Source organism: Streptomyces sp. DSM 118878, assembly GCF_052936595.1.
Window position 1 is genome coordinate 2,174,049 of the sequence record NZ_CP193622.1, and the last position, 16,679, is coordinate 2,190,727.

The 16,679-nt window shown below is 72.3% G+C and carries 18 protein-coding genes; 7 read left to right on the forward strand and 11 right to left on the reverse strand.

Annotated elements, in window-relative coordinates:
- Positions 1–25: 25 nt before the first annotated feature.
- Complete coding sequence (locus ACRAKF_RS09340; protein ID WP_447036467.1) at positions 26–640, forward strand: hypothetical protein; 615 nt, start codon at positions 26–28, stop codon at positions 638–640.
- 12 nt (positions 641–652) lie between these two features.
- Here ACRAKF_RS09340 and ACRAKF_RS09345 read toward each other — a convergent pair whose 3' ends face one another.
- Entirely contained in the window at positions 653–1,171 is a 519-nt protein-coding gene (locus ACRAKF_RS09345) for a hypothetical protein (protein ID WP_447036468.1), read from the reverse strand.
- A 188-nt stretch (positions 1,172–1,359) separates the two neighbouring features.
- On the opposite strand from ACRAKF_RS09345, the gene ACRAKF_RS09350 reads away from it, so the two are divergent.
- Complete coding sequence (locus ACRAKF_RS09350) at positions 1,360–2,427, forward strand: RNA ligase (ATP) (protein WP_447036469.1); 1,068 nt, start codon at positions 1,360–1,362, stop codon at positions 2,425–2,427.
- Between the two features lie 37 nt (positions 2,428–2,464).
- Here ACRAKF_RS09350 and soxR read toward each other — a convergent pair whose 3' ends face one another.
- The gene (gene soxR / locus ACRAKF_RS09355; RefSeq protein ID WP_447036470.1) at positions 2,465–2,932 is read right to left on the reverse strand and encodes a redox-sensitive transcriptional activator SoxR; all 468 of its coding nucleotides are present in this window, start codon (positions 2,930–2,932) and stop codon (positions 2,465–2,467) included.
- A 123-nt stretch (positions 2,933–3,055) separates the two neighbouring features.
- Here soxR and ACRAKF_RS09360 point away from each other — a divergent pair, with 123 nt between their 5' ends.
- Positions 3,056–3,520: a MaoC family dehydratase gene (locus ACRAKF_RS09360; protein ID WP_447036471.1), complete on the forward strand. Its 465-nt coding sequence runs from the start codon at positions 3,056–3,058 to the stop codon at positions 3,518–3,520.
- A gap of 16 nt (positions 3,521–3,536) precedes the next feature.
- On the opposite strand, the gene ACRAKF_RS09365 is transcribed toward ACRAKF_RS09360, so the two are convergent.
- The 3 genes from ACRAKF_RS09365 to ACRAKF_RS09375 all read right to left on the reverse strand — a co-directional run bounded on the left by ACRAKF_RS09365 (position 3,537) and on the right by ACRAKF_RS09375 (position 5,792).
- Positions 3,537–4,163, reverse strand: coding sequence for a TetR/AcrR family transcriptional regulator (locus ACRAKF_RS09365; RefSeq protein ID WP_447036472.1), 627 nt, complete (start codon positions 4,161–4,163; stop codon positions 3,537–3,539).
- Positions 4,164–4,251: 88 nt separating this feature from the next.
- Entirely contained in the window at positions 4,252–4,539 is a 288-nt protein-coding gene (locus tag ACRAKF_RS09370) for a YiaA/YiaB family inner membrane protein (protein ID WP_447036473.1), read from the reverse strand.
- Between the two features lie 101 nt (positions 4,540–4,640).
- Complete coding sequence (locus ACRAKF_RS09375) at positions 4,641–5,792, reverse strand: acyl-CoA dehydrogenase family protein (protein ID WP_447036474.1); 1,152 nt, start codon at positions 5,790–5,792, stop codon at positions 4,641–4,643.
- Between the two features lie 72 nt (positions 5,793–5,864).
- Between ACRAKF_RS09375 and ACRAKF_RS09380 the strand changes: the two genes are divergently transcribed.
- Entirely contained in the window at positions 5,865–6,521 is a 657-nt protein-coding gene (locus ACRAKF_RS09380; protein WP_447036475.1) for a TetR/AcrR family transcriptional regulator, read from the forward strand.
- Between the two features lie 13 nt (positions 6,522–6,534).
- Here the strand turns inward: ACRAKF_RS09380 and ACRAKF_RS09385 are convergent, their stop codons facing one another.
- Positions 6,535–7,113: a TetR/AcrR family transcriptional regulator gene (locus ACRAKF_RS09385; protein ID WP_447036476.1), complete on the reverse strand. Its 579-nt coding sequence runs from the start codon at positions 7,111–7,113 to the stop codon at positions 6,535–6,537.
- 67 nt (positions 7,114–7,180) lie between these two features.
- Here ACRAKF_RS09385 and ACRAKF_RS09390 point away from each other — a divergent pair, with 67 nt between their 5' ends.
- Entirely contained in the window at positions 7,181–7,786 is a 606-nt protein-coding gene (locus tag ACRAKF_RS09390) for a dihydrofolate reductase family protein (protein WP_447036477.1), read from the forward strand.
- Between the two features lie 36 nt (positions 7,787–7,822).
- Here ACRAKF_RS09390 and ACRAKF_RS09395 read toward each other — a convergent pair whose 3' ends face one another.
- Together ACRAKF_RS09395 and ACRAKF_RS09400 are read right to left on the reverse strand one after the other, a co-directional pair.
- Entirely contained in the window at positions 7,823–8,902 is a 1,080-nt protein-coding gene (locus tag ACRAKF_RS09395; RefSeq protein WP_447041891.1) for a Zn-dependent alcohol dehydrogenase, read from the reverse strand.
- Positions 8,903–8,973: 71 nt separating this feature from the next.
- Complete coding sequence (locus ACRAKF_RS09400; protein WP_447036478.1) at positions 8,974–10,362, reverse strand: aldehyde dehydrogenase family protein; 1,389 nt, start codon at positions 10,360–10,362, stop codon at positions 8,974–8,976.
- Positions 10,363–10,527: 165 nt separating this feature from the next.
- Between ACRAKF_RS09400 and ACRAKF_RS09405 the strand changes: the two genes are divergently transcribed.
- A complete protein-coding gene (locus tag ACRAKF_RS09405; RefSeq protein WP_447041892.1) occupies positions 10,528–11,544 on the forward strand; it encodes a DUF5829 family protein in 1,017 nt (338 codons plus the stop codon).
- Here ACRAKF_RS09405 and ACRAKF_RS09410 read toward each other — a convergent pair.
- The 3 genes from ACRAKF_RS09410 to ACRAKF_RS09420 form a co-directional block, all read right to left on the reverse strand.
- A complete protein-coding gene (locus ACRAKF_RS09410) occupies positions 11,435–12,946 on the reverse strand; it encodes an MFS transporter (RefSeq protein ID WP_447036479.1) in 1,512 nt (503 codons plus the stop codon). The two genes, ACRAKF_RS09405 and ACRAKF_RS09410, sit on opposite strands and share 110 nt — an antisense overlap.
- Positions 12,946–14,439 carry a CitMHS family transporter gene (locus tag ACRAKF_RS09415; RefSeq protein WP_447036480.1) on the reverse strand — a complete coding sequence of 498 codons (1,494 nt, stop codon included), beginning with the start codon at positions 14,437–14,439 and terminating at the stop codon, positions 12,946–12,948. The genes ACRAKF_RS09410 and ACRAKF_RS09415 overlap by 1 nt, the downstream gene beginning before the upstream one ends.
- A gap of 147 nt (positions 14,440–14,586) precedes the next feature.
- The gene (locus ACRAKF_RS09420; RefSeq protein ID WP_447036481.1) at positions 14,587–15,219 is read right to left on the reverse strand and encodes a TetR/AcrR family transcriptional regulator; all 633 of its coding nucleotides are present in this window, start codon (positions 15,217–15,219) and stop codon (positions 14,587–14,589) included.
- A 101-nt stretch (positions 15,220–15,320) separates the two neighbouring features.
- Here ACRAKF_RS09420 and hmgA point away from each other — a divergent pair, with 101 nt between their 5' ends.
- A complete protein-coding gene (gene hmgA / locus ACRAKF_RS09425; protein ID WP_447036482.1) occupies positions 15,321–16,670 on the forward strand; it encodes a homogentisate 1,2-dioxygenase in 1,350 nt (449 codons plus the stop codon).
- The last annotated feature ends 9 nt before the right edge of the window (positions 16,671–16,679 follow it).

The window sequence follows — 16,679 nt, forward strand, 5'->3', positions numbered from 1 at the left end:
GTACGTGTGACGGAGGTGCAGGGCGATGGCCGGATTCCGGAGTCTCGCGAGACAGGTACGTGACCCGAAGAGCGACCTGGCACTGCGGCGGTACTCACTGCGCAAGTGCCTGGAGAGATTCGCCCCCTACGGCCACCGGGCGACCTGGGACCATCTGTGCGCCCGGGCGGGCTTCGGGCCCGAGGACAGGTCTCCCGACCCGGCTCGGCTCGTGGCGGCGCTGACGGAGCTGGAGGCGGCACGGGCGGTCTGGCTCGCCTACGAGGCGGGCTTCGCGGAGCGCCGCCGCAAGGAGAAGCACGACGGGCTCCGGCGCCCCGGGAGCGACGACGACTGGCACCGCCGCACCTGGGGCGGGTTCGGGGTCGCCTGGTGCGACGACCCCGACGTCCACCCCGACGCGCCGCTCGCCGAAGTCCTGTGCCGGCTGATAGCGGCGCTGGAGAGGGAGCCGGGCGCGGCGTGCCCCGTCTGCGGGGACACCACCCTCGTCTGGAAGCGCGGCCTGGCGCACGAGCCGTCCTCGGGCGCGGTCTGCACGGGCTGCGGCATCGTCGTGCCCGCTCCCGTCCTCACCCCGGAGGCCGTGGACCGGGCCCGGATGCGGGCCCGGCGGCTGCGGCCACTGGTGTCGGCGTGAGGAGCACGCCCCTCAGGGCCTGAGCACGTCCGTGTGTATGGCGAGCTTGAACTGGGCGTGCGTGATCGGCGTCTTCCTGCGCACGTCGCCCACGCCGCGCGCCGTGATCTTCAGCCCCACGGGCGTGTTCGGGTGCACGAACATCTGCCAGACGTAGGACCGGAACTGGCTGCCTCTGGTGGCCGCGGAGTCGGTCGTCGCGGTCGAGTCGTACCCGGTCGAGATCCCGAGCGGGTCACGGACGAACCGCGTGCGGTACTCGGTGGGGCCGCTGTCCGGCTCCCAGAAGACCAGCGCGGAGAGCACGCCCCAGCCGTCGTGGCTGGGCCATATCAGCCCCGAGCGGGGCTGCGGGAACGTCCCGGGCGAGCTGCCGCCCTTCGCCGGGTCGTGCATGCGCCAGGGGTCGTACGACTCCTCCCCCACGCCGTACGGAAAGCGCACGAGATGGTAGCCGTCGCTGTCGTACGTGACGGACTGGCGTCCGTCCTGCGCGGCGTCCCACTTCAACGAGCAGATGGCGACCGGCATCGGCCCTCCCCTGAGTGATGTGGTGCTGGCTTCCTCGGACTCGCGTGTACTGCGTGTACTGCATCCACCTTGCGTCCTCGGGCGCCGGTTCCGTAGCACGGGGAAATTACGGTGGTCACGTCGTTTTGTGACGGGCGAGAGTGATCGGCACGAAGGACATCCGCCGGCCACCGAGGAGAACGGGCCCCATGTCGACGCTGCGCGTCACCGCCGAAGCACTGACCGTCCACGAGCACCCGGGCGCCGACGCCCTCGAACTCGCCCAGGTGGGCCTGTACCGCGCGGTCGTCGCCAAGGGCGTCTACCGCACCGGCGACTTCGCGGTGTACATCCCCGAGCAGTCGGTCCTGCCCGCCGCCCTCATCGAGGAGCTGGGTCTGACGGGGCGTCTCGCGGGCGGCAAGAGCGACCGGGTCAAGGCGGTGCGGCTGCGCGGCGAGCTGTCGCAGGGCATCGTGTGCCGCCCGGCCGCGCTCGCCGGCGTCGATCTGGCGCGCGCGGCGGCCGAGGGCACGGACTTCGCGGAGCGTCTCGGCGTCACCAAGTGGGTGCCGCCGATCCCGCCCACCATGAGCGGCGACGCACAGCCGGCGGCCGACCTGCTGCCCTGGGTCGACATCGAGAACATCCAGCGCCACCCGGACGTCTTCGCCCCCGGGGAGCCGGTGGTCGTGACCGAGAAGCTGCACGGCTCGGCGTGCCTGCTGACGTACGTCGCCGCGGGCGGTCACGTCCACGTCTCGTCGAAGGGCTTCGGCGCCAAGTCCCTGGCCCTGCGCGAGGACCCGCGCAACCTCTACTGGCGGGCGGTCCACGGCCACGGGGTGGCGGGCGCCGCGGCGCGGCTCGCCGAGCGGCTGGGCGCGAGCAGGGTCGGCGTCTTCGGCGAGGTGTACGGCGACGGGGTGCAGGACCTGTCGTACGGCGCGGACGCGCGGCGCGACACCCTGGGGTACGCCGTCTTCGACGTCAGCGCGGAGATCGACGGGCGGGTGCGCTGGCTGGACGCGGCGGCCCTGCTCGGCGGCGAACTGCCGCTCGTGCCGCGGCTGTACGAGGGGCCCTACGACGCGGACCGCGTCCTGGAGCTCGCCTCGGGCCGCGAGACCGTGTCGGGGCGGGAGCTGCACCTGCGCGAGGGCGTGGTGATCCGCCCGGCCGTGGAGCGGTACAGCCCGGTGACCGGCGGCCGGGCCATCGCCAAGGCGGTCAGCGGCGCCTACCTGACGCGCAAGGGGGGCACGGAGTACGAGTGAACCCGCTGCCCGTCGTCAGGCCGCCCGGCGGGCGGTCTCACGACGGGGAGCGGCGCTCCGCAAGCAGGCGGGAGCCGGTGAGGCGCTCGCCGAAGACGTCGTCGGGGTTGGAGAGGACGCAGGTCTCCAGGGACAGGCAGCCGCAGCCGATGCAGTCCGTGAGGTGGTCGCGCAGCCGGCTCAGCTGCTTGATGCGCTCGTCCAGTTCCGAGCGCCAGGTCCCCGAGAGGCGCGCCCAGTCCTCACGGGTGGGGGTGCGCTCCTCGGGCAGCGAGTCGAGGGCCTCGCGGATCGTGGCGAGCGGGATGCCGACGCGCTGGGAGGCGCGGACGAAGGCGACGCGGCGCAGCGTGTCCCGGTGGTAGCGGCGCTGGTTGCCCGAGGTGCGGCGGCTGGTGATGAGGCCCTTGGACTCGTAGAAGTGCAGGGCCGAGACGGCCACGCCGCTGCGGGCCGACAGCTGGCCGACGGTGAGTTCGTGGACCTTCTCCGGAATCTGGGGCACCTGTCGAACCCTAATGGCTGGTCCGTTGACACGGGTCGGCACACCCAGCATGCTGAGCAAGCGCTTAGTCGCTGCCGGCGAAGGCGCACGTCGCGGAAGACTTAGTCTGGGAGGACCAGGGACATGGCGGAGCCGAGGATCTTCACGTCGGCCGAGGAACTGCGGGCCGGGGTCGGCGGACAACTGGGGCACAGCGACTGGCTGGAGATCGACCAGAAGCGGATCGACCTCTTCGCCGACGCCACGGGCGACCACCAGTGGATCCACGTGGACGCCGAGAAGGCGGCCCAGGGCCCCTTCGGGACGACCATCGCGCACGGCTATCTGACGCTGTCCCTGCTGCCGAGCCTGGTGCCGCAGGTGCTGCGCGTCGAGAACACGACGATGGGCATCAACTACGGCACCAACAAGGTCCGCTTCCCCTCCCCCGTGCCGGTGGGCTCGCGCCTGCGCGCGACCGCCGTGCTCACCGACGTGACGCCCACGAAGGACGGGGGCCTGCAAGTGACGGCCCAGGTCACCGTGGAGCGCGAGGGCTCCGACAAGCCGGCGTGCGTGGCGGAGTCGGTCTCGCGCTACTACTTCTGAGGGGCGCGCGGGCGCGCTACTTGCGCGCGCCCACCATGCGCAGCACGAGGTCGGCGTAGAGCGCGCCGACCTCGTCGGGCGTGCGGTGCCCCGCCACGTTGAACCAGCGGGCCACGTCGATGCAGAGCGAGAGCACGGCCAAGGTCGTGCCCGGCACGTCGGGGACGTCGAACTCCCCGGCCCGCACACCGTCCTCGATGATGTCCCGCACCGCCGCGTCCGTCCTGCGGCGCAGCGCGATGATCTCCGTGCGGTGCTCTTCGCCGAGCGCGTCGAGCTCGTACTGCACGACCCGCGCGGTGGTGTGGTGGGCGGCGTGCCAGCCGACGAAGGACCGCACGGCCGCCTCCAGGCGCTCGGCCGCCGTGCCCCCGCCGTCCGCCGCGGTGCGCAGGATGGCCAGGGCCTTGTCGTGGCCGATCCTGCTGATGCGGTGGAGCAGCTCTTCCTTGGTCTTGTAGTGGATGTAGAGCGCCGCCGGGCTCATCCCCGCGCGGCCCGCGATGTCACGGGTCGTCGTCGCGTGGTAGCCGCGTTCGGCGAAGGCCTCCACGGCGGCGATCAGCAGCCGCCTGGCCGCGTCGGGGGCGACCTCGCCCCACGGCTGCTCCTCGCCGCCGCCCGTCTCCTCCGCCGCACTCATGCCCACTCCCACTCCCGTTCCGCCCGCGTCACTCATCGGGAGGGACACCATACCCCCGACAGTGAGCAAGCGCTTAGGGGCGGCCGTGTCAGGGCTTGGCGAACGGGTCGTGTTCGACGAGCAGCTTCTCGACGCGGGCCTGGTCGACCCTGCTGACGATCTGCCCGACGTCCTGCCGGTCCCTGATCACCTTGGCGAGGGTGAACGCGGAGGTCGTCAGGTAGAGCACGGCGATGGCGAGGAAGCCCCGCACCCAGGCCGAGGCGTCCAGGTAGCCGATGCCGATGGCGACGGCGCCGATGGACACGGCGAACGAGGCCACGGCCTGGCCGTAGAAGGCGTTGGTGGTCTGCTGCTTGATGGACGGATCATTCATGGCCACAGCTTCGCGGGAGGCGGCCGGTGCCGTATCCGCTCACGTACTCAGTTACGTACTCAGCGTGGCCACGGGGCGGTCGGCACAGGGGCGGTCGGCGGTCAGAACGCCGAGACCCCCGTCAGCGCCCGCCCGATGACCAGCTTCTGGATCTGGCTGGTGCCTTCGTACAGGGTCATGACGCGGGCGTCCCGCAGCAGCTTGCCCACCGGGTACTCGTCTATGTAGCCGTAGCCGCCGAAGACCTGGAGGGCGTTGTTGGCGGCGCGCACGGCGGCCTCCGAGGCGAACAGCTTGGCCTTGGAGGACTCGGTGGCGAACGGCTGCCCCCGGTCGATCAGGTCGGCGACCCGCCAGGTCAGCAGGCGCGCGGCGTCCACGTCCACCGCGATGTCGCTGATCAGCTCCTGGACGAGCTGGTGGCGGGCGATGGGCTTGCCGAACTGCTCGCGCTCACCGGCGTACCGCACCGCGGCGTCGAGCGCCGCCTGCGCGATGCCGACACACCCCGCGGCCACCGACATCCGCCCCTTGGCCAGGGCCGACATCGCGACGGAGAACCCCTTGCCCTCGGGCGCGAGCATCGCCGAGGCCGGGACGCGGACGTCCTGGAGGACCAGCTCGGCGGTGGCCTGGCCGCGCAGGCCGAGCTTGCCGTGGATGGTGCGGCGGCTCAGACCGGGCGTGTCGGTGGGCACCAGGAAGGCGGAGACGCCCTTGTGCCCCGGGGCGTCGTTGGTGCGCGCGAAGAGCAGGACGACGTCGGCCCACGTGCCGTTGGTGATGAACATCTTGGTGCCGTTGACCACGTAGTCGTCGCCGTCCCGCACGGCCCGGGCGGAGAGGTTGCCCGCGTCGGAGCCGGTGCCCGGCTCGGTGAGCCCGAAGCACCCGACGTACTCACCCGAGGCCAGCCCCGGCAGCCACCGCCGCTTCTGCTCCTCGGTGCCCCAGGAGGCGACGGTCTTGGCGACGAGCCCGAGCGAGACGGAGACGATGCCGCGCACGGAGGAGTCACCGCGCCCCAGCTCCTCGGTCACCAGGCAGTACGCGAGGTGGTCGCCGCCCGAGCCGCCGTACTCCTCGTCGATGGTGAGCCCCAGGAAACCGACCTCGCCGAGCTTCTTGACGATGGCCCGGTCGACGCTCTCGGCACGGTCCCACTCGACGACGTTCGGGGTGATCTCACGCGCGACGAACTCCTCGGCCAGTCGCTTGACGGCGGCCTGCTCCTCGCTGAGCTCCAGGTTCATCGTGCGCACCTCTTCGCGTCGACCTTTAAATTAGCACTGCTAGTTTACTGCGGCAGCCCTACTATGTGCCGCATGGCCCGACCGCGCAAGCCCCTGCTCAGCCGAGAACGCATCGTCGACGCGGCGCGCGCCCTCGTGGACGCCGAGGGGCTCGCCGCCGTCTCCACGCGCCGCCTGGCCGCCGAACTGGGGGTCAGTGGTCCGTCCCTCTACAACCACTTCCGCACCAAGGACCAGATCCTGGAGGCGGTCGCGGACTCGGTGAGCGCGCAGGTCGACCTCTCGATGTTCGACGCCGCCGACGGGCGGGACTGGCGCACCGCGCTGCACGACTGGGCGGTCTCCTACCGGGCCGCGCTCACGCTGCACCCGAACATCGTTCCCGTGCTCGCCCAGGGCCCCGGGCGCAGGCCCGCCGGGCTGCGGCTCGCCGACGCGGTGTTCGGCGCGATGGTGGACGCGGGGTGGCCGCCCGCGCAGGCCACGTCGATCGGCGCCCTGATGCGGTACTTCATCATGGGCTCCGCGCTCGGCTCCTTCGCCGGCGGCTTCGTGGACGACGAGGCCGCGTACGACCCGGCCGACTACCCGCACCTCGGCCAGGCCCATCTCCTCGCCGAGCGCCAGGAGCTCATCGACGCCCGCGCCTTCGAGACGGGCCTGCACGCCCTGCTCGAAGGCCTGGCCACGCAGTACGCACAGATGGCGAACGCGGCCGGCGGGGCCTGAGGACGCCGCGCGCTCAGCCCTCGTTGACGATGCGCTCCACCGCCGCCGTGACGAGCTGTTCCCGCTCGGCCTCCGAGAGCACGTCGGGCAGGGTGAGCTGTTCGACGATGAGCCAGTTGAAGGCCAGGTAGAGGAGCTTGACGGCCGTCGCGTCGCCGGGCAGGCCCGAGGACTCGTGGTACGAGACGTTGGCGGCGAGGTCGTCCCGTACGCGCTCGGTGAGGACGGCGCGCAGCTCCGGGCGCCTGGTCGCCTCAAGACGCAGTTCGAGCAGGGCGAGATAGCCGGTGCGGAAGCCGCTGACCCGGCCGACGACCTCGCGCATGAGTCGCGCGTAGGTCTCCTTGTCGGGCTTGGCGGTGCGCTGGCGCTCGACCTCCCCCTCGCCGGGCGTGAGGCGTTCGTAGACGCGGGCGCCCGCCTGGGTCAGCAGGTCGTCGCGGCTGGTGAAGTAGTTGGACGCGGTGCCCGTGGGCACGCCCGCCTCGGTGTCCACCGCGCGGAAGGTGAGCCCGCGGGCACCCTCCCTGGCCAGCACCTCGATGGCGGCGTCGACCAGGGCCGCCCGCCGGCCGTCGTTCCTGCGCACCATTGACACCACTCCATACGTAGTACTACGTTCCGACCACTACATCGAGAGTACTACAGGGGGAGTAAGAGTGCGGGACAACAGGACGCGCAAGCTCGTGTACTACGTCGGCGCCTCCATCGACGGGTACATCGCGGGCCCCGGCGGCGAGTTCGACTTCTACCCCGTCGGCGACGAGGAGCAGGCCGCCGCCTACGCCGCGTGGGTCAACGCCCGCTACCCCGAGACCGTCCCCACCGCGCTGCGTCCGCACGCCGGCCTCGCGGACGCCCCCAGCCGCCGCTTCGACACGGTCCTGATGGGGCGCGGCACCTACCGCCAGGCCCTCGACCACGGCACCGCGAGCCCGTACGCGCATCTGCGCCAGTACGTGGTCTCCAGCACGCTCGGCTCCGCCCCCGACCCGGCGGTGACCGTGATCGGCGGGGACGTGCTCGCCCGCGTACGCGCGCTCAAGGAGGAGGAGGGGCGGGACATCTGGCTGTGCGGCGGCGGAGGCCTCGCGGCGGCGCTGCTTCCCGAGCTCGACGAGGTGATCGTGAAGAGCTACCCGGTGGTCGCCGGGGCCGGAGTCCCGCTGTTCGGCGGCGAGTTCCGCCCCACGCGGTTCCGGGTGAGCGCACGCGAGACGTTCCCCAACGACGTGTCGATGACCTGGTTCGAGGCGCGGCGGTAGGACGGGCGCCTCGGCGGTTCCCGGCCGCCCCTCGGTTCAGAAGACGACCAGCGCCCGGCCGCCCTTGCCCGCGATCATGTTGTCGAAGGCAGCCGGAATGCCGTCGAGCCCGATGCGGTCGGTCACCAGGACGCTCAGGTCGAGGCGCCCCGCCCGGATGTGCCCCGCCAGGACCGGCAGGTCCACCGCGGGGTCGGAGTTGCCGTAGACGCACCCGGAGAGGGTCCTGCCCCAGTGGAAGATCTCCAGGGCGTTGAACGTGACCTGCTGGTCCTTGCCGCCGATGCCGACCACCGTGGTCCGGCCGCCGCGCCGCGTGGACTCCCAGGCCGTGCGGATCGTCACCGCGCGGCCCACGCACTCCACGGCCACGTCGACGCCCTGGCCGCCGGTCAGCTTGCGGATGGCGCGGGCCGTGGTGTCCGAGGCGAGCACGTAGTCCGTGGCCCCGGCGGCGCGCGCCAGCTCCTCCTTCTCCGGGGAGACGTCCACCGCGATGATCTGCGCGGCCCCGGCGATCCTGGCCGCCTGGAGCGTGGCGAGGCCGACCCCGCCCACGCCGAAGACCGCGACCGTCTCGCCCTCGCGCACCTTCGCCGCGTGGTGCACGGCCCCGTACCCGGTCAGGACGGCGCAGCCGAGCAGGGCGGCGTCCGTGAGCGGGACACCGTCCGGCGCCGGCAGGAGGCAGCGGGCGGGGACCACCGTCTCCTCGGCGAACGCGGCGACGTTGAGGCCCGGGTGGAGCTCCGTGCCGTCCGGCCGCCGCGCGTGGACGCGGGCGGCGCCCGCGAGGGCGTCGGCGCAGAGCCACACTTCGCCGAGCGAACAGGCGTGGCACGTGCCGCAGGAGGGCGCCCAGTTCAGGACGACGGCGTCGCCGGGCGCGTACCCGGTGACGTCCTCGCCCACGGAGACCACCGTGCCCGCGCCCTCGTGGCCGAGGACGGCGGGCACCGGGAGGCGCATCGTGCCGTTGGTCAGGGACAGGTCGGAGTGGCAGACCCCGGCGGCGGCGAGCCGCACCCGGACCTGCCCCGGCCCCGGCTCGGGCAGCTCGATGGCGGCGATCTCCAGCGGGGAGCCGACGGCGGGAAGGATGGCGGCGCGGACCACGTTCACGTACTCCTTGGGGCGGTTGGCGGGCTCGGGGCGGCGGGAATCGGGGGGCCCGGGCTGCGGGGGTCTCAGAACTGGAGGGACTTCGTCTGGAGGTACTCCGCCAGGCCGTGCGCGCCCAGCTCGCGGCCGACACCGGACTGCTTGTAGCCGCCGAAGGGCGCGAGCGGGTTGAAGCCGCCGCCGTTGATGTCGACCTGGCCGGTGTCCATGCGGCGGGCGAAGGCGACCGCCGCGGTGTCGTCCGCGGCCCACACCGCGCCCGCCAGGCCGTACACGGTGCCGTTGGCGATGCGCAGGGCGTCGTCCTCGTCCTCGTAGCGGATGAGGGAGAGCACCGGGCCGAAGATCTCCTCCTGGGCGATGGTCATCCCGGGGGTGACGTCGGCGAAGACGGTGGGCTGTACGTAGTAGCCCTGCTCCCGGGGTGCTTCGGGGCCGCCCGCCACGATCCGGGCGCCCTCCTCGACGCCCTTCTCGATGTAGCCGCGCACGCGGGCCTGCTGGGTGGCGTTGACGAGCGGGCCGATGCGGGGCCCGTACTTGGCCGCGGCGGCCTTCGCGAGTTCCACCGCCTCGTCGTACTGGCCGGTGTGGACCAGCATGCGGGTCCAGGCGCTGCACGTCTGGCCGGAGTTGGACATGACGTTGGCGACGCCGACGTTGACCGCCTTGGCGAGGTCGGCGCCCGGCAGGATGACGTTGGCCGACTTGCCGCCGAGCTCCAGGGCGACGCGCTTGACCGCCGCGCCGGCCGTGGCGCCGATCCGCCTGCCGACGGCCGTGGAGCCGGTGAACGAGACGAGGTCGACGCCCTCGTGCTCGGCGAGCGCCTGCCCCGCGACCGGGCCGAGCCCGGTGACCAGGTTGAAGACGCCCGCGGGCAGCCCGGCCTCGTGCACCGCCTCGGCGAAGAGCTGGGCGGTGAGGGGGGTGTCCTCGGCGGGCTTGAGCACCACCGTGCAGCCCGCCGCGAGCGCGGGGGCGACCTTGTTGACGATCTGGTGCAGGGGGTAGTTCCAGGGGGTGATCGCGCCGACCACGCCGACCGGCTCCAGGTAGACGGTGGAGTTGCCCACCTTCTCCTCGAAGGGGTACGTCGCGGCCAGCTCCGCGTACGAACCGGCGACCAGGACCGGCACCCCCGCGTGCACGGCCAGCGAGAACGGCAGCGGGGCGCCCAGTTCGGCGGTGACGGTCTCGGCGATCTCGTCCTTGCGGGCGGCGAGCCGGTCGCGGAGCGCCCCGATCAGGGCCGCGCGCCCGGCGGGCGGCGTGGCGGCCCAGCCGGGCAGGGCGGCGCGGGCGGCACGGACCGCGGTGTCGACGTCCTGTGCCGATCCCGCGGGGACCCGGCCGATGGGCTGCTCGTCGGCCGGGTTCACGACCGTGATGGTGCCGGTGCCCGCAGCCGGGCGCCATGCGCCGTCGATGTACATCCCGTCGTGGGCCTTCATCGCACTCCTCCAGGTTGACGTCCGCATACAAACTAGCGCTGATAGTTTTGCGACACCAGGGGCGCACCAGGGGCGTTCCCCGCGTGTGGTTCACGGAACAGCGGCGTCCGGGCTTCTCCGCCTCATAGGCTCAGCCGCATGCTGCTGCTGCGACGCAAGCTACGGATGACCGCGGTCCTGGCCCTGACCCTCTCGGCCACCCTGTTCGGGGCCACCGAGGGCGGCGCGAGGCCGGCCCTGGCGACGGCCCCGGCCGAGGAGAAGCCGCCCCACGACCGACAACTCCTGTTCTACAACCACTCCTACGGAGTGCTCGACCGCGAGACGGCCGACGCCATCGAACACTCCGACTACCTGCCCCGGTTCGCGGACTTCGAGGTACGCACCACGACCGGCTCCCAGGGCTCCTGGACCGGCCGCTACCTCAAGGGCCGCGAGACCTACCTCGAACTCTTCGGGGTAGGCGACCTGCCCGACACGGAGTTCGGCGCCGCGGGTCTGGCGGTCTCCACGGAGCGTGCCGGTGACTTCGCGACCGTGCTCAAGAGACTGCGGGACGCGGGGATCGAGAAGCCGGTCGAGTTCCGGCAGACCCGCGACTTCGGCGACGGCGTCCCGGTGCCGTGGTTCGACGCCGTCTTCACCACCGATCAGTACGACGCGTTCGGGACATGGGCCATGGAGTACCGGCCCGAGTACTTCGCCGACCCGCGCGGCAAGACCGAGCCGGCCGGCCACCCGGGCGACGTGGGGCGCGAGCGCTATCTGCCCGACACCTACCGCGAGCGGCTGATGCGTGACGTGACCTCCGTCCGCCTCGCGGTCACCGCGCGCGACCTGGACAACTCCGTGCCGCTGCTGCGGGCGGGCGGCTTCCGGGTGCGGGACGTGGCGGGCGGCGTCATCGCGGACGGCGGCGGCACCACGATCCGTCTCGACGCCGTGCCGCGCGATCAGATCGGCCTGAAGCAGTACACGTTCGCGCTCAACAAGGCCGTCAAGCACCGGCACGTGGAGCCGATCGGCAACTCCACCCTCACGGTCGGTCCCGGCGCCCGAGCGGTATGGAACTTCACGGACGAGGCTCCGGCGGGCGAGGCGCAGGCGGGCGAGACCCCGGCGGGCAGGGGCCAGCAGGGCACGGACCAGCAGGGCAAGGCTCGCCAGGGCACGGGCTGGTAGGGCACGGGGCGGCAGGGTCCGGACTGGCAGGGTCCGCACCGGCAAGGCCCGGACTGGCAGGGTCCGGACCGGCAGAACCCGCACCAGCAGAGCCCGCACCAGCAAGGCCCGGACCGGCAGAGTCCGGACAGGCAGGGTCCGGACCGGCAGAGCCCGCACCGGTGGCCGGGCCTGGTCCCTCCTGTTCGCCCGGCTCCGCGGTGTCCCGAGGGTTCTTCGCGCCCCCGGGGCGTCCGCGTCCGCGTGTGCCGAGGCCCGCCGCGATGAGCAGCAGGCCGCCCAGCATCACGAACGGCGCCGCCACGCCCGCCACCCCGGCGATCAGCCCCGCGGAGGCGGGCGCGGCGACCTGGCCGAGCCGGTTGCCGGTCAGCCGGAGGGCGAGGGCGGTGGAGCGGGCGGCGTCCGGAGCCGCCTGGACGACCGTCGTCATCGACAGGGGCTGGCCCACGCCCAGGCAGAAGCCGAGCAGTACGAGCATGACGCCGAGCGCCCACACGGGCACGGGCAGCGCGACCCCGGCGCAGAGCAGCGCGGCGAGCCCGCACGTGACCACGATCAGCGCGGTGCGGCCAAGCAGCCCGATCAGCGGGGTCATCACCAGGCGGCAGGCGATGGTCGCGGCGGCCCGCAGCGAGAGCAGCAGCCCCACCGTGGCGGGCGCGATGCCCCGGTGTTCGCCGACCACGGGCAGATAGGCCGTGAGGATGTCCGTCGCGGAGAGCACGGCCATGCTGATGAAGATGCCCGCGGGCACGCCACGGGCCCGCAGGATGCCGAGGACCGGCACCTTCGCCGCCCGCTCGGCGGGGCCCCCGGCGGCGCGGACGTGCTCGATGCGCCACAGCGAGCCGAGGGCGACCGCGGCGACCCCCGCCGAGACGAGCAGCGCGAAGGCGCTGGTGCGGCCCATGTCGGCGCCGATCAGGGCACCCGCGGCGAGCGGTCCCGCCAACTGGCCGAGCGAGGCGCCGATGGTGAAGTGCCCGAAGTTGCGGTCCTGCTCGTCGGGCGCGGACTGCCGGGCGACGAGCGACTGCGCGCCGATCACGAAGCAGAGGTGGCCGAGCCCCATCACGCCGCTCCAGGCGGCGATCGCGGCGAGCGAGCCCGCCGTACCGCTGAGGGCGCAGCCGCCGGCGATCAGGACGACGCCGACGGGCAGCAGGGGCGCGCACCGCCCGTGGTCGGTCCTGCGGCCGAGGGGGACGGCGGCGAAGAGCGGGAGCAGCGCGTAGACGCCCGCGATGACGCCGATGGCGCGTTCGTCGGCGCCCAGTGACAGGGCCCGGTAGGAGACGGCGGGCCGCGCCATCGACACCGCCCCCTGCGCGAAGCTGAAGGCGATGACGAGGCGGAGCAGCCAGCCCCTGCCACCGGGCCCGGTGGCCGCGTGTGGCATCAGATGATGCCGAAGAGGATGCCGGAGCCGAGCACCACCAGCGAGGTGAGCACGGCCCACTTGACGGTGAACTTGGTGTGGTCGCCGAACTCGACCTTGGCCATGCCGACCAGGACGTACACGGCGGGCACCAGCGGGCTCGACATGTGCAGCGCCTGCCCGGCGATGGAGGCCCGGGCGATCTCCAGGGTGCTGACGCCGTGTGCCTGGCCCGCCTCTGCGAGGACCGGCAGGACCCCGAAGTAGAAGCCGTCGTTCGACATGAAGTAGGTCAGCGGCAGGGACAGGAGGCCGGTGACCAGGCCCATCTGTGAGCCCATGCCCTCCGGGATGGCGTCGACGAGCCACGTGGCCATGCTGTCGACCATGCCGGTGCCGGTGAGGACGCCGGTGAAGACGGCGGCGGCGAAGACCATGCCGGTGACGTTGAGGACGTTCTCCGCGTGGGCGGCGATACGGGCCTTCTGGTCGGGCATGTGCGGGAAGTTCACCGTGAGGGCGAGGGCCGCGCCGAGCAGGAAGAGGACCGGGATCGGCAGCCACTCCATGATCATGGCGGTGAGCAGCAGGACGGTGAGGCCCGCGTTGAACCAGTACAGCTTGGGGCGCAGGGTCGCGCGGTTCGGGTCGAGCCCCTGGAAACCGTCGTCCTCGTCCTCGTCCGTGGCCTCGTCCTCGCCCTTGGCCTTGGCCTTGGCCTTGGCCGCGGAATCCCGGCCGGTGCCGTCCGCGAGGCCGGCGCCCGCTCCCCCGGCACCGCCGCCCCCGCCTCCGGCGGTCCGCTTGGTGAGGGACATGCGCCCCTCGCCACCGGCACCCACCAGGACCGTCTCGTCGGCCGTGACGGTCTCCTTCCGCAGGACGTCGTCCAGCGAGAGCGTGCCGAGCCGCTTGCGCTCCCGCAGGCCGAGCGCGTAGGAGAGCAGGAAGACGGCGACGAGCCCCATGGCGAGCGCCGGGATCATGGGCACGAAGATGTCGGCGGCGTCGACCTTGAGGGCCGTCGCGGCGCGGGCCGTGGGGCCGCCCCAGGGCAGGGTGTTCATGACGCCGTTGGCGGTGGCCGCGACACCCGTCATGACGACGAGGCTCATCTTGAGGCGCTTGTAGAGCGGATACATCGCCGAGACCGTGATCATGAAGGTGGTCGAGCCGTCGCCGTCGAGGGAGACGATCGCGGCGAGCACGGCGGTGCCGACCACGATCCGCACCGGGTCCGCCTTGCAGAAGCGCAGGATGCCCCGGACGATCGGGTCGAAGAGGCCGACGTCGATCATGACGCCGAAGTACACGATGGCGAACATGAGCATGGCCGCCGTGGGCGCCAGATTGCCGACGCCGTCGAGGACGTAGTCCCCGAGATGGGCTCCCTTTCCTACGAACACGCAGAAGAGCGCGGGGATCAGCACCAGTGCCGCGATCGGCGACATCTTCTTCATCATGATCAGCACCAGGAAGGTGGCGATCATGACGAATCCGAGGATTGTCAGCATGGGGGCTACCTAACGTTCACCATCGAACTCCCACCAGGTCTGGCGGTGCGGATGACGTTAGGACTCGCCATTGAGCGTTAACAAGATGTTGACGTGCGAGCAATAAGCGCAAAACTCCAGGTCACGGCCGTGTGTCGACACATCCGGTCAGTCCAGCGACCGCGCGAAGTACGCGTGCAGCAAGGTCCGCGCCTCCGCCACGAGGTGGGGGTCGCCGCCGGACCTGCCGCGGAAGGCGAGCTGGAGCACGGCGTCGACCGCCTCGACGCCGACCGCCACGGTCCTGCGGAGCCGCCCGTCCAGCGCCCGGTCCAGGTGGTCCGCGAGCAGCGCCGCCACCCGCTCGGCGACCTGGTGGTTGGCGTCCGGCATGGCGTCCGGGGCCGAGGGGATGCCGAAGTCCACGAGGCCGAAGCCGGGGACGGTGCGCATCATCGCGAGGTACTCGTCGAAGGCGGCGTCGACCGCGCCGCGCCAGTCGCCCCGGCCGACGTCGGCCATGCGGGCCGCGACACGCTCGGCGTAGCGGTCGAGGTTGCGGTGGGCGAGGGCGTCGGCCAGGGCCCGCTTGTTGCCGAAGAACCGGTAGACCGAGCCGATCGGGACACCGGCGCGGAGCGCGACGGCGCGGGTGGTGAGGTTCTCGTAACCGGCCTCGTCGAGGACCTCCGCGCAGGCGTCGAGGATTCGGGTCAGCCGCTCGGCGCTGCGCTCCTGCACGGGCACGCGGCGCAGGGAGGCCGGGGGCCTCGGTTCCCTGGGCGGGTTCGGCTGGTGCATCCCGGGAGGGTAGAGCACCGCTCACGTTCCTGGCTTCCCCTTGCGGAAGGCAAATTCCAATCCTACGGTGTCCCATAGGAATCATCGCAGAGGGAGCCATGATGAGCGGGGACCGCACGAGCACCACCGGCCGGGCCGACGAAGGCGCGGCGCGCAAGGCCGCCGAGGGGTTGAGCCACCTCTCCGGCTTCGGCAACGAACACAGCTCCGAGGCGGTGCCCGGCGCCCTGCCGCACGGCCGCAACTCACCCCAGCGCGTCCCCCTCGGGCTCTACGCGGAGCAGCTCAGCGGCTCGGCCTTCACCGAGCCCCGCGCCCACAACCGCCGCTCGTGGCTGTATCGCATCCGCCCCTCGGCCGCGCACCCGCGGTTCACGCGCATGGACAACGGAGCGATCCGCACGGCCCCCTTCACCGAGTCGGTGCCGGACCCGAACCGGCTGCGCTGGAACCCGCTCCCGGAGCCCGCTCCCGGCACGGACTTCCTCGCGGGCCTCTGGACGCTGGGCGGCAACGGCGACGCGACCCAGCGCACCGGCATGGGCATCCACCTGTACGGCGCGAACGCCTCGATGACCGACCGGGTGTTCAGCGACGCCGACGGCGAGCTGCTCATCGTGCCCGAGCGGGGCGGCCTGCTCCTGCGCACCGAGTTCGGGCCGCTGCGCGCCGAGCCGGGCGAGGTCGCGCTGATCCCGCGCGGCGTCCGCTTCCGCGTGGAGCTCCTCGACGCGAGCGCCCGCGGGTACGTCTGCGAGAACTACGGCGCGCCCTTCCAGCTCCCCGACCTCGGCCCGATCGGCGCCAACGGCCTGGCGAACGCGCGCGACTTCCGGGCGCCCGTCGCGGCGTACGAGGACGCCGAGGGCCCGGTGGAGGTGGTGAACAAGTTCTGCGGCAACCTCTGGCGCGCGACGTACGACCACTCCCCGCTCGACGTCGTGGCCTGGCACGGCAACCACGTCCCGTACGTCTATGACCTGCGCCGCTTCAATGTCATCGGCTCGATCAGCTACGACCACCCGGACCCGTCGATCTTCACCGTGCTCACCTCGCCGTCCGACACCCCGGGCCTCGCGGGCGTCGACTTCGTCGTCTTCGCGCCGCGCTGGCTGGTGGGCGAGGACACCTTCCGGCCCCCGTACTTCCACCGGAACGTGATGAGCGAGTACATGGGCCTGATCGAGGGCGCGTACGACGCGAAGGCCGAGGGCTTCGTCCCGGGCGGCGGCTCGCTGCACAACATGATGTCGGCGCACGGCCCGGACCGCGAGACGTTCGAGAGGGCGTCGGCGGCGGAGCTGAGGCCGCAGAAGATCGACGACGGCCTCGCCTTCATGTTCGAGACGCGGTGGCCGGTGACGGCGACGGAGCAGGCAGCCCGGGCGCCCCACCTACAGCGCGGGTACGACGACGTGTGGCAGGGTCTGGAACGCCACTTCCGTAACTGATTCACCACC

Bases quoted from the DNA above. Each gene is read 5' to 3' on its own strand.
- ACRAKF_RS09340 (WP_447036467.1), top strand. From the start codon at position 26: ATGGCCGGATTCCGGAGTCTCGCGAGACAGGTACGTGACCCGAAGAGC.
- ACRAKF_RS09345 (WP_447036468.1), bottom strand. From the start codon at position 1,171: ATGCCGGTCGCCATCTGCTCGTTGAAGTGGGACGCCGCGCAGGACGGA.
- ACRAKF_RS09350 (WP_447036469.1), top strand. From the start codon at position 1,360: ATGTCGACGCTGCGCGTCACCGCCGAAGCACTGACCGTCCACGAGCAC.
- ACRAKF_RS09360 (WP_447036471.1), top strand. From the start codon at position 3,056: ATGGCGGAGCCGAGGATCTTCACGTCGGCCGAGGAACTGCGGGCCGGG.
- ACRAKF_RS09365 (WP_447036472.1), bottom strand. From the start codon at position 4,163: ATGAGTGCGGCGGAGGAGACGGGCGGCGGCGAGGAGCAGCCGTGGGGC.
- ACRAKF_RS09370 (WP_447036473.1), bottom strand. From the start codon at position 4,539: ATGAATGATCCGTCCATCAAGCAGCAGACCACCAACGCCTTCTACGGC.
- ACRAKF_RS09375 (WP_447036474.1), bottom strand. From the start codon at position 5,792: ATGAACCTGGAGCTCAGCGAGGAGCAGGCCGCCGTCAAGCGACTGGCC.
- ACRAKF_RS09380 (WP_447036475.1), top strand. From the start codon at position 5,865: ATGGCCCGACCGCGCAAGCCCCTGCTCAGCCGAGAACGCATCGTCGAC.
- ACRAKF_RS09385 (WP_447036476.1), bottom strand. From the start codon at position 7,113: ATGGTGCGCAGGAACGACGGCCGGCGGGCGGCCCTGGTCGACGCCGCC.
- ACRAKF_RS09400 (WP_447036478.1), bottom strand. From the start codon at position 10,362: ATGAAGGCCCACGACGGGATGTACATCGACGGCGCATGGCGCCCGGCT.
- ACRAKF_RS09405 (WP_447041892.1), top strand. From the start codon at position 10,528: ATGACCGCGGTCCTGGCCCTGACCCTCTCGGCCACCCTGTTCGGGGCC.
- ACRAKF_RS09410 (WP_447036479.1), bottom strand. From the start codon at position 12,946: ATGCCACACGCGGCCACCGGGCCCGGTGGCAGGGGCTGGCTGCTCCGC.
- ACRAKF_RS09415 (WP_447036480.1), bottom strand. From the start codon at position 14,439: ATGCTGACAATCCTCGGATTCGTCATGATCGCCACCTTCCTGGTGCTG.
- ACRAKF_RS09420 (WP_447036481.1), bottom strand. From the start codon at position 15,219: ATGCACCAGCCGAACCCGCCCAGGGAACCGAGGCCCCCGGCCTCCCTG.
- hmgA (WP_447036482.1), top strand. From the start codon at position 15,321: ATGAGCGGGGACCGCACGAGCACCACCGGCCGGGCCGACGAAGGCGCG.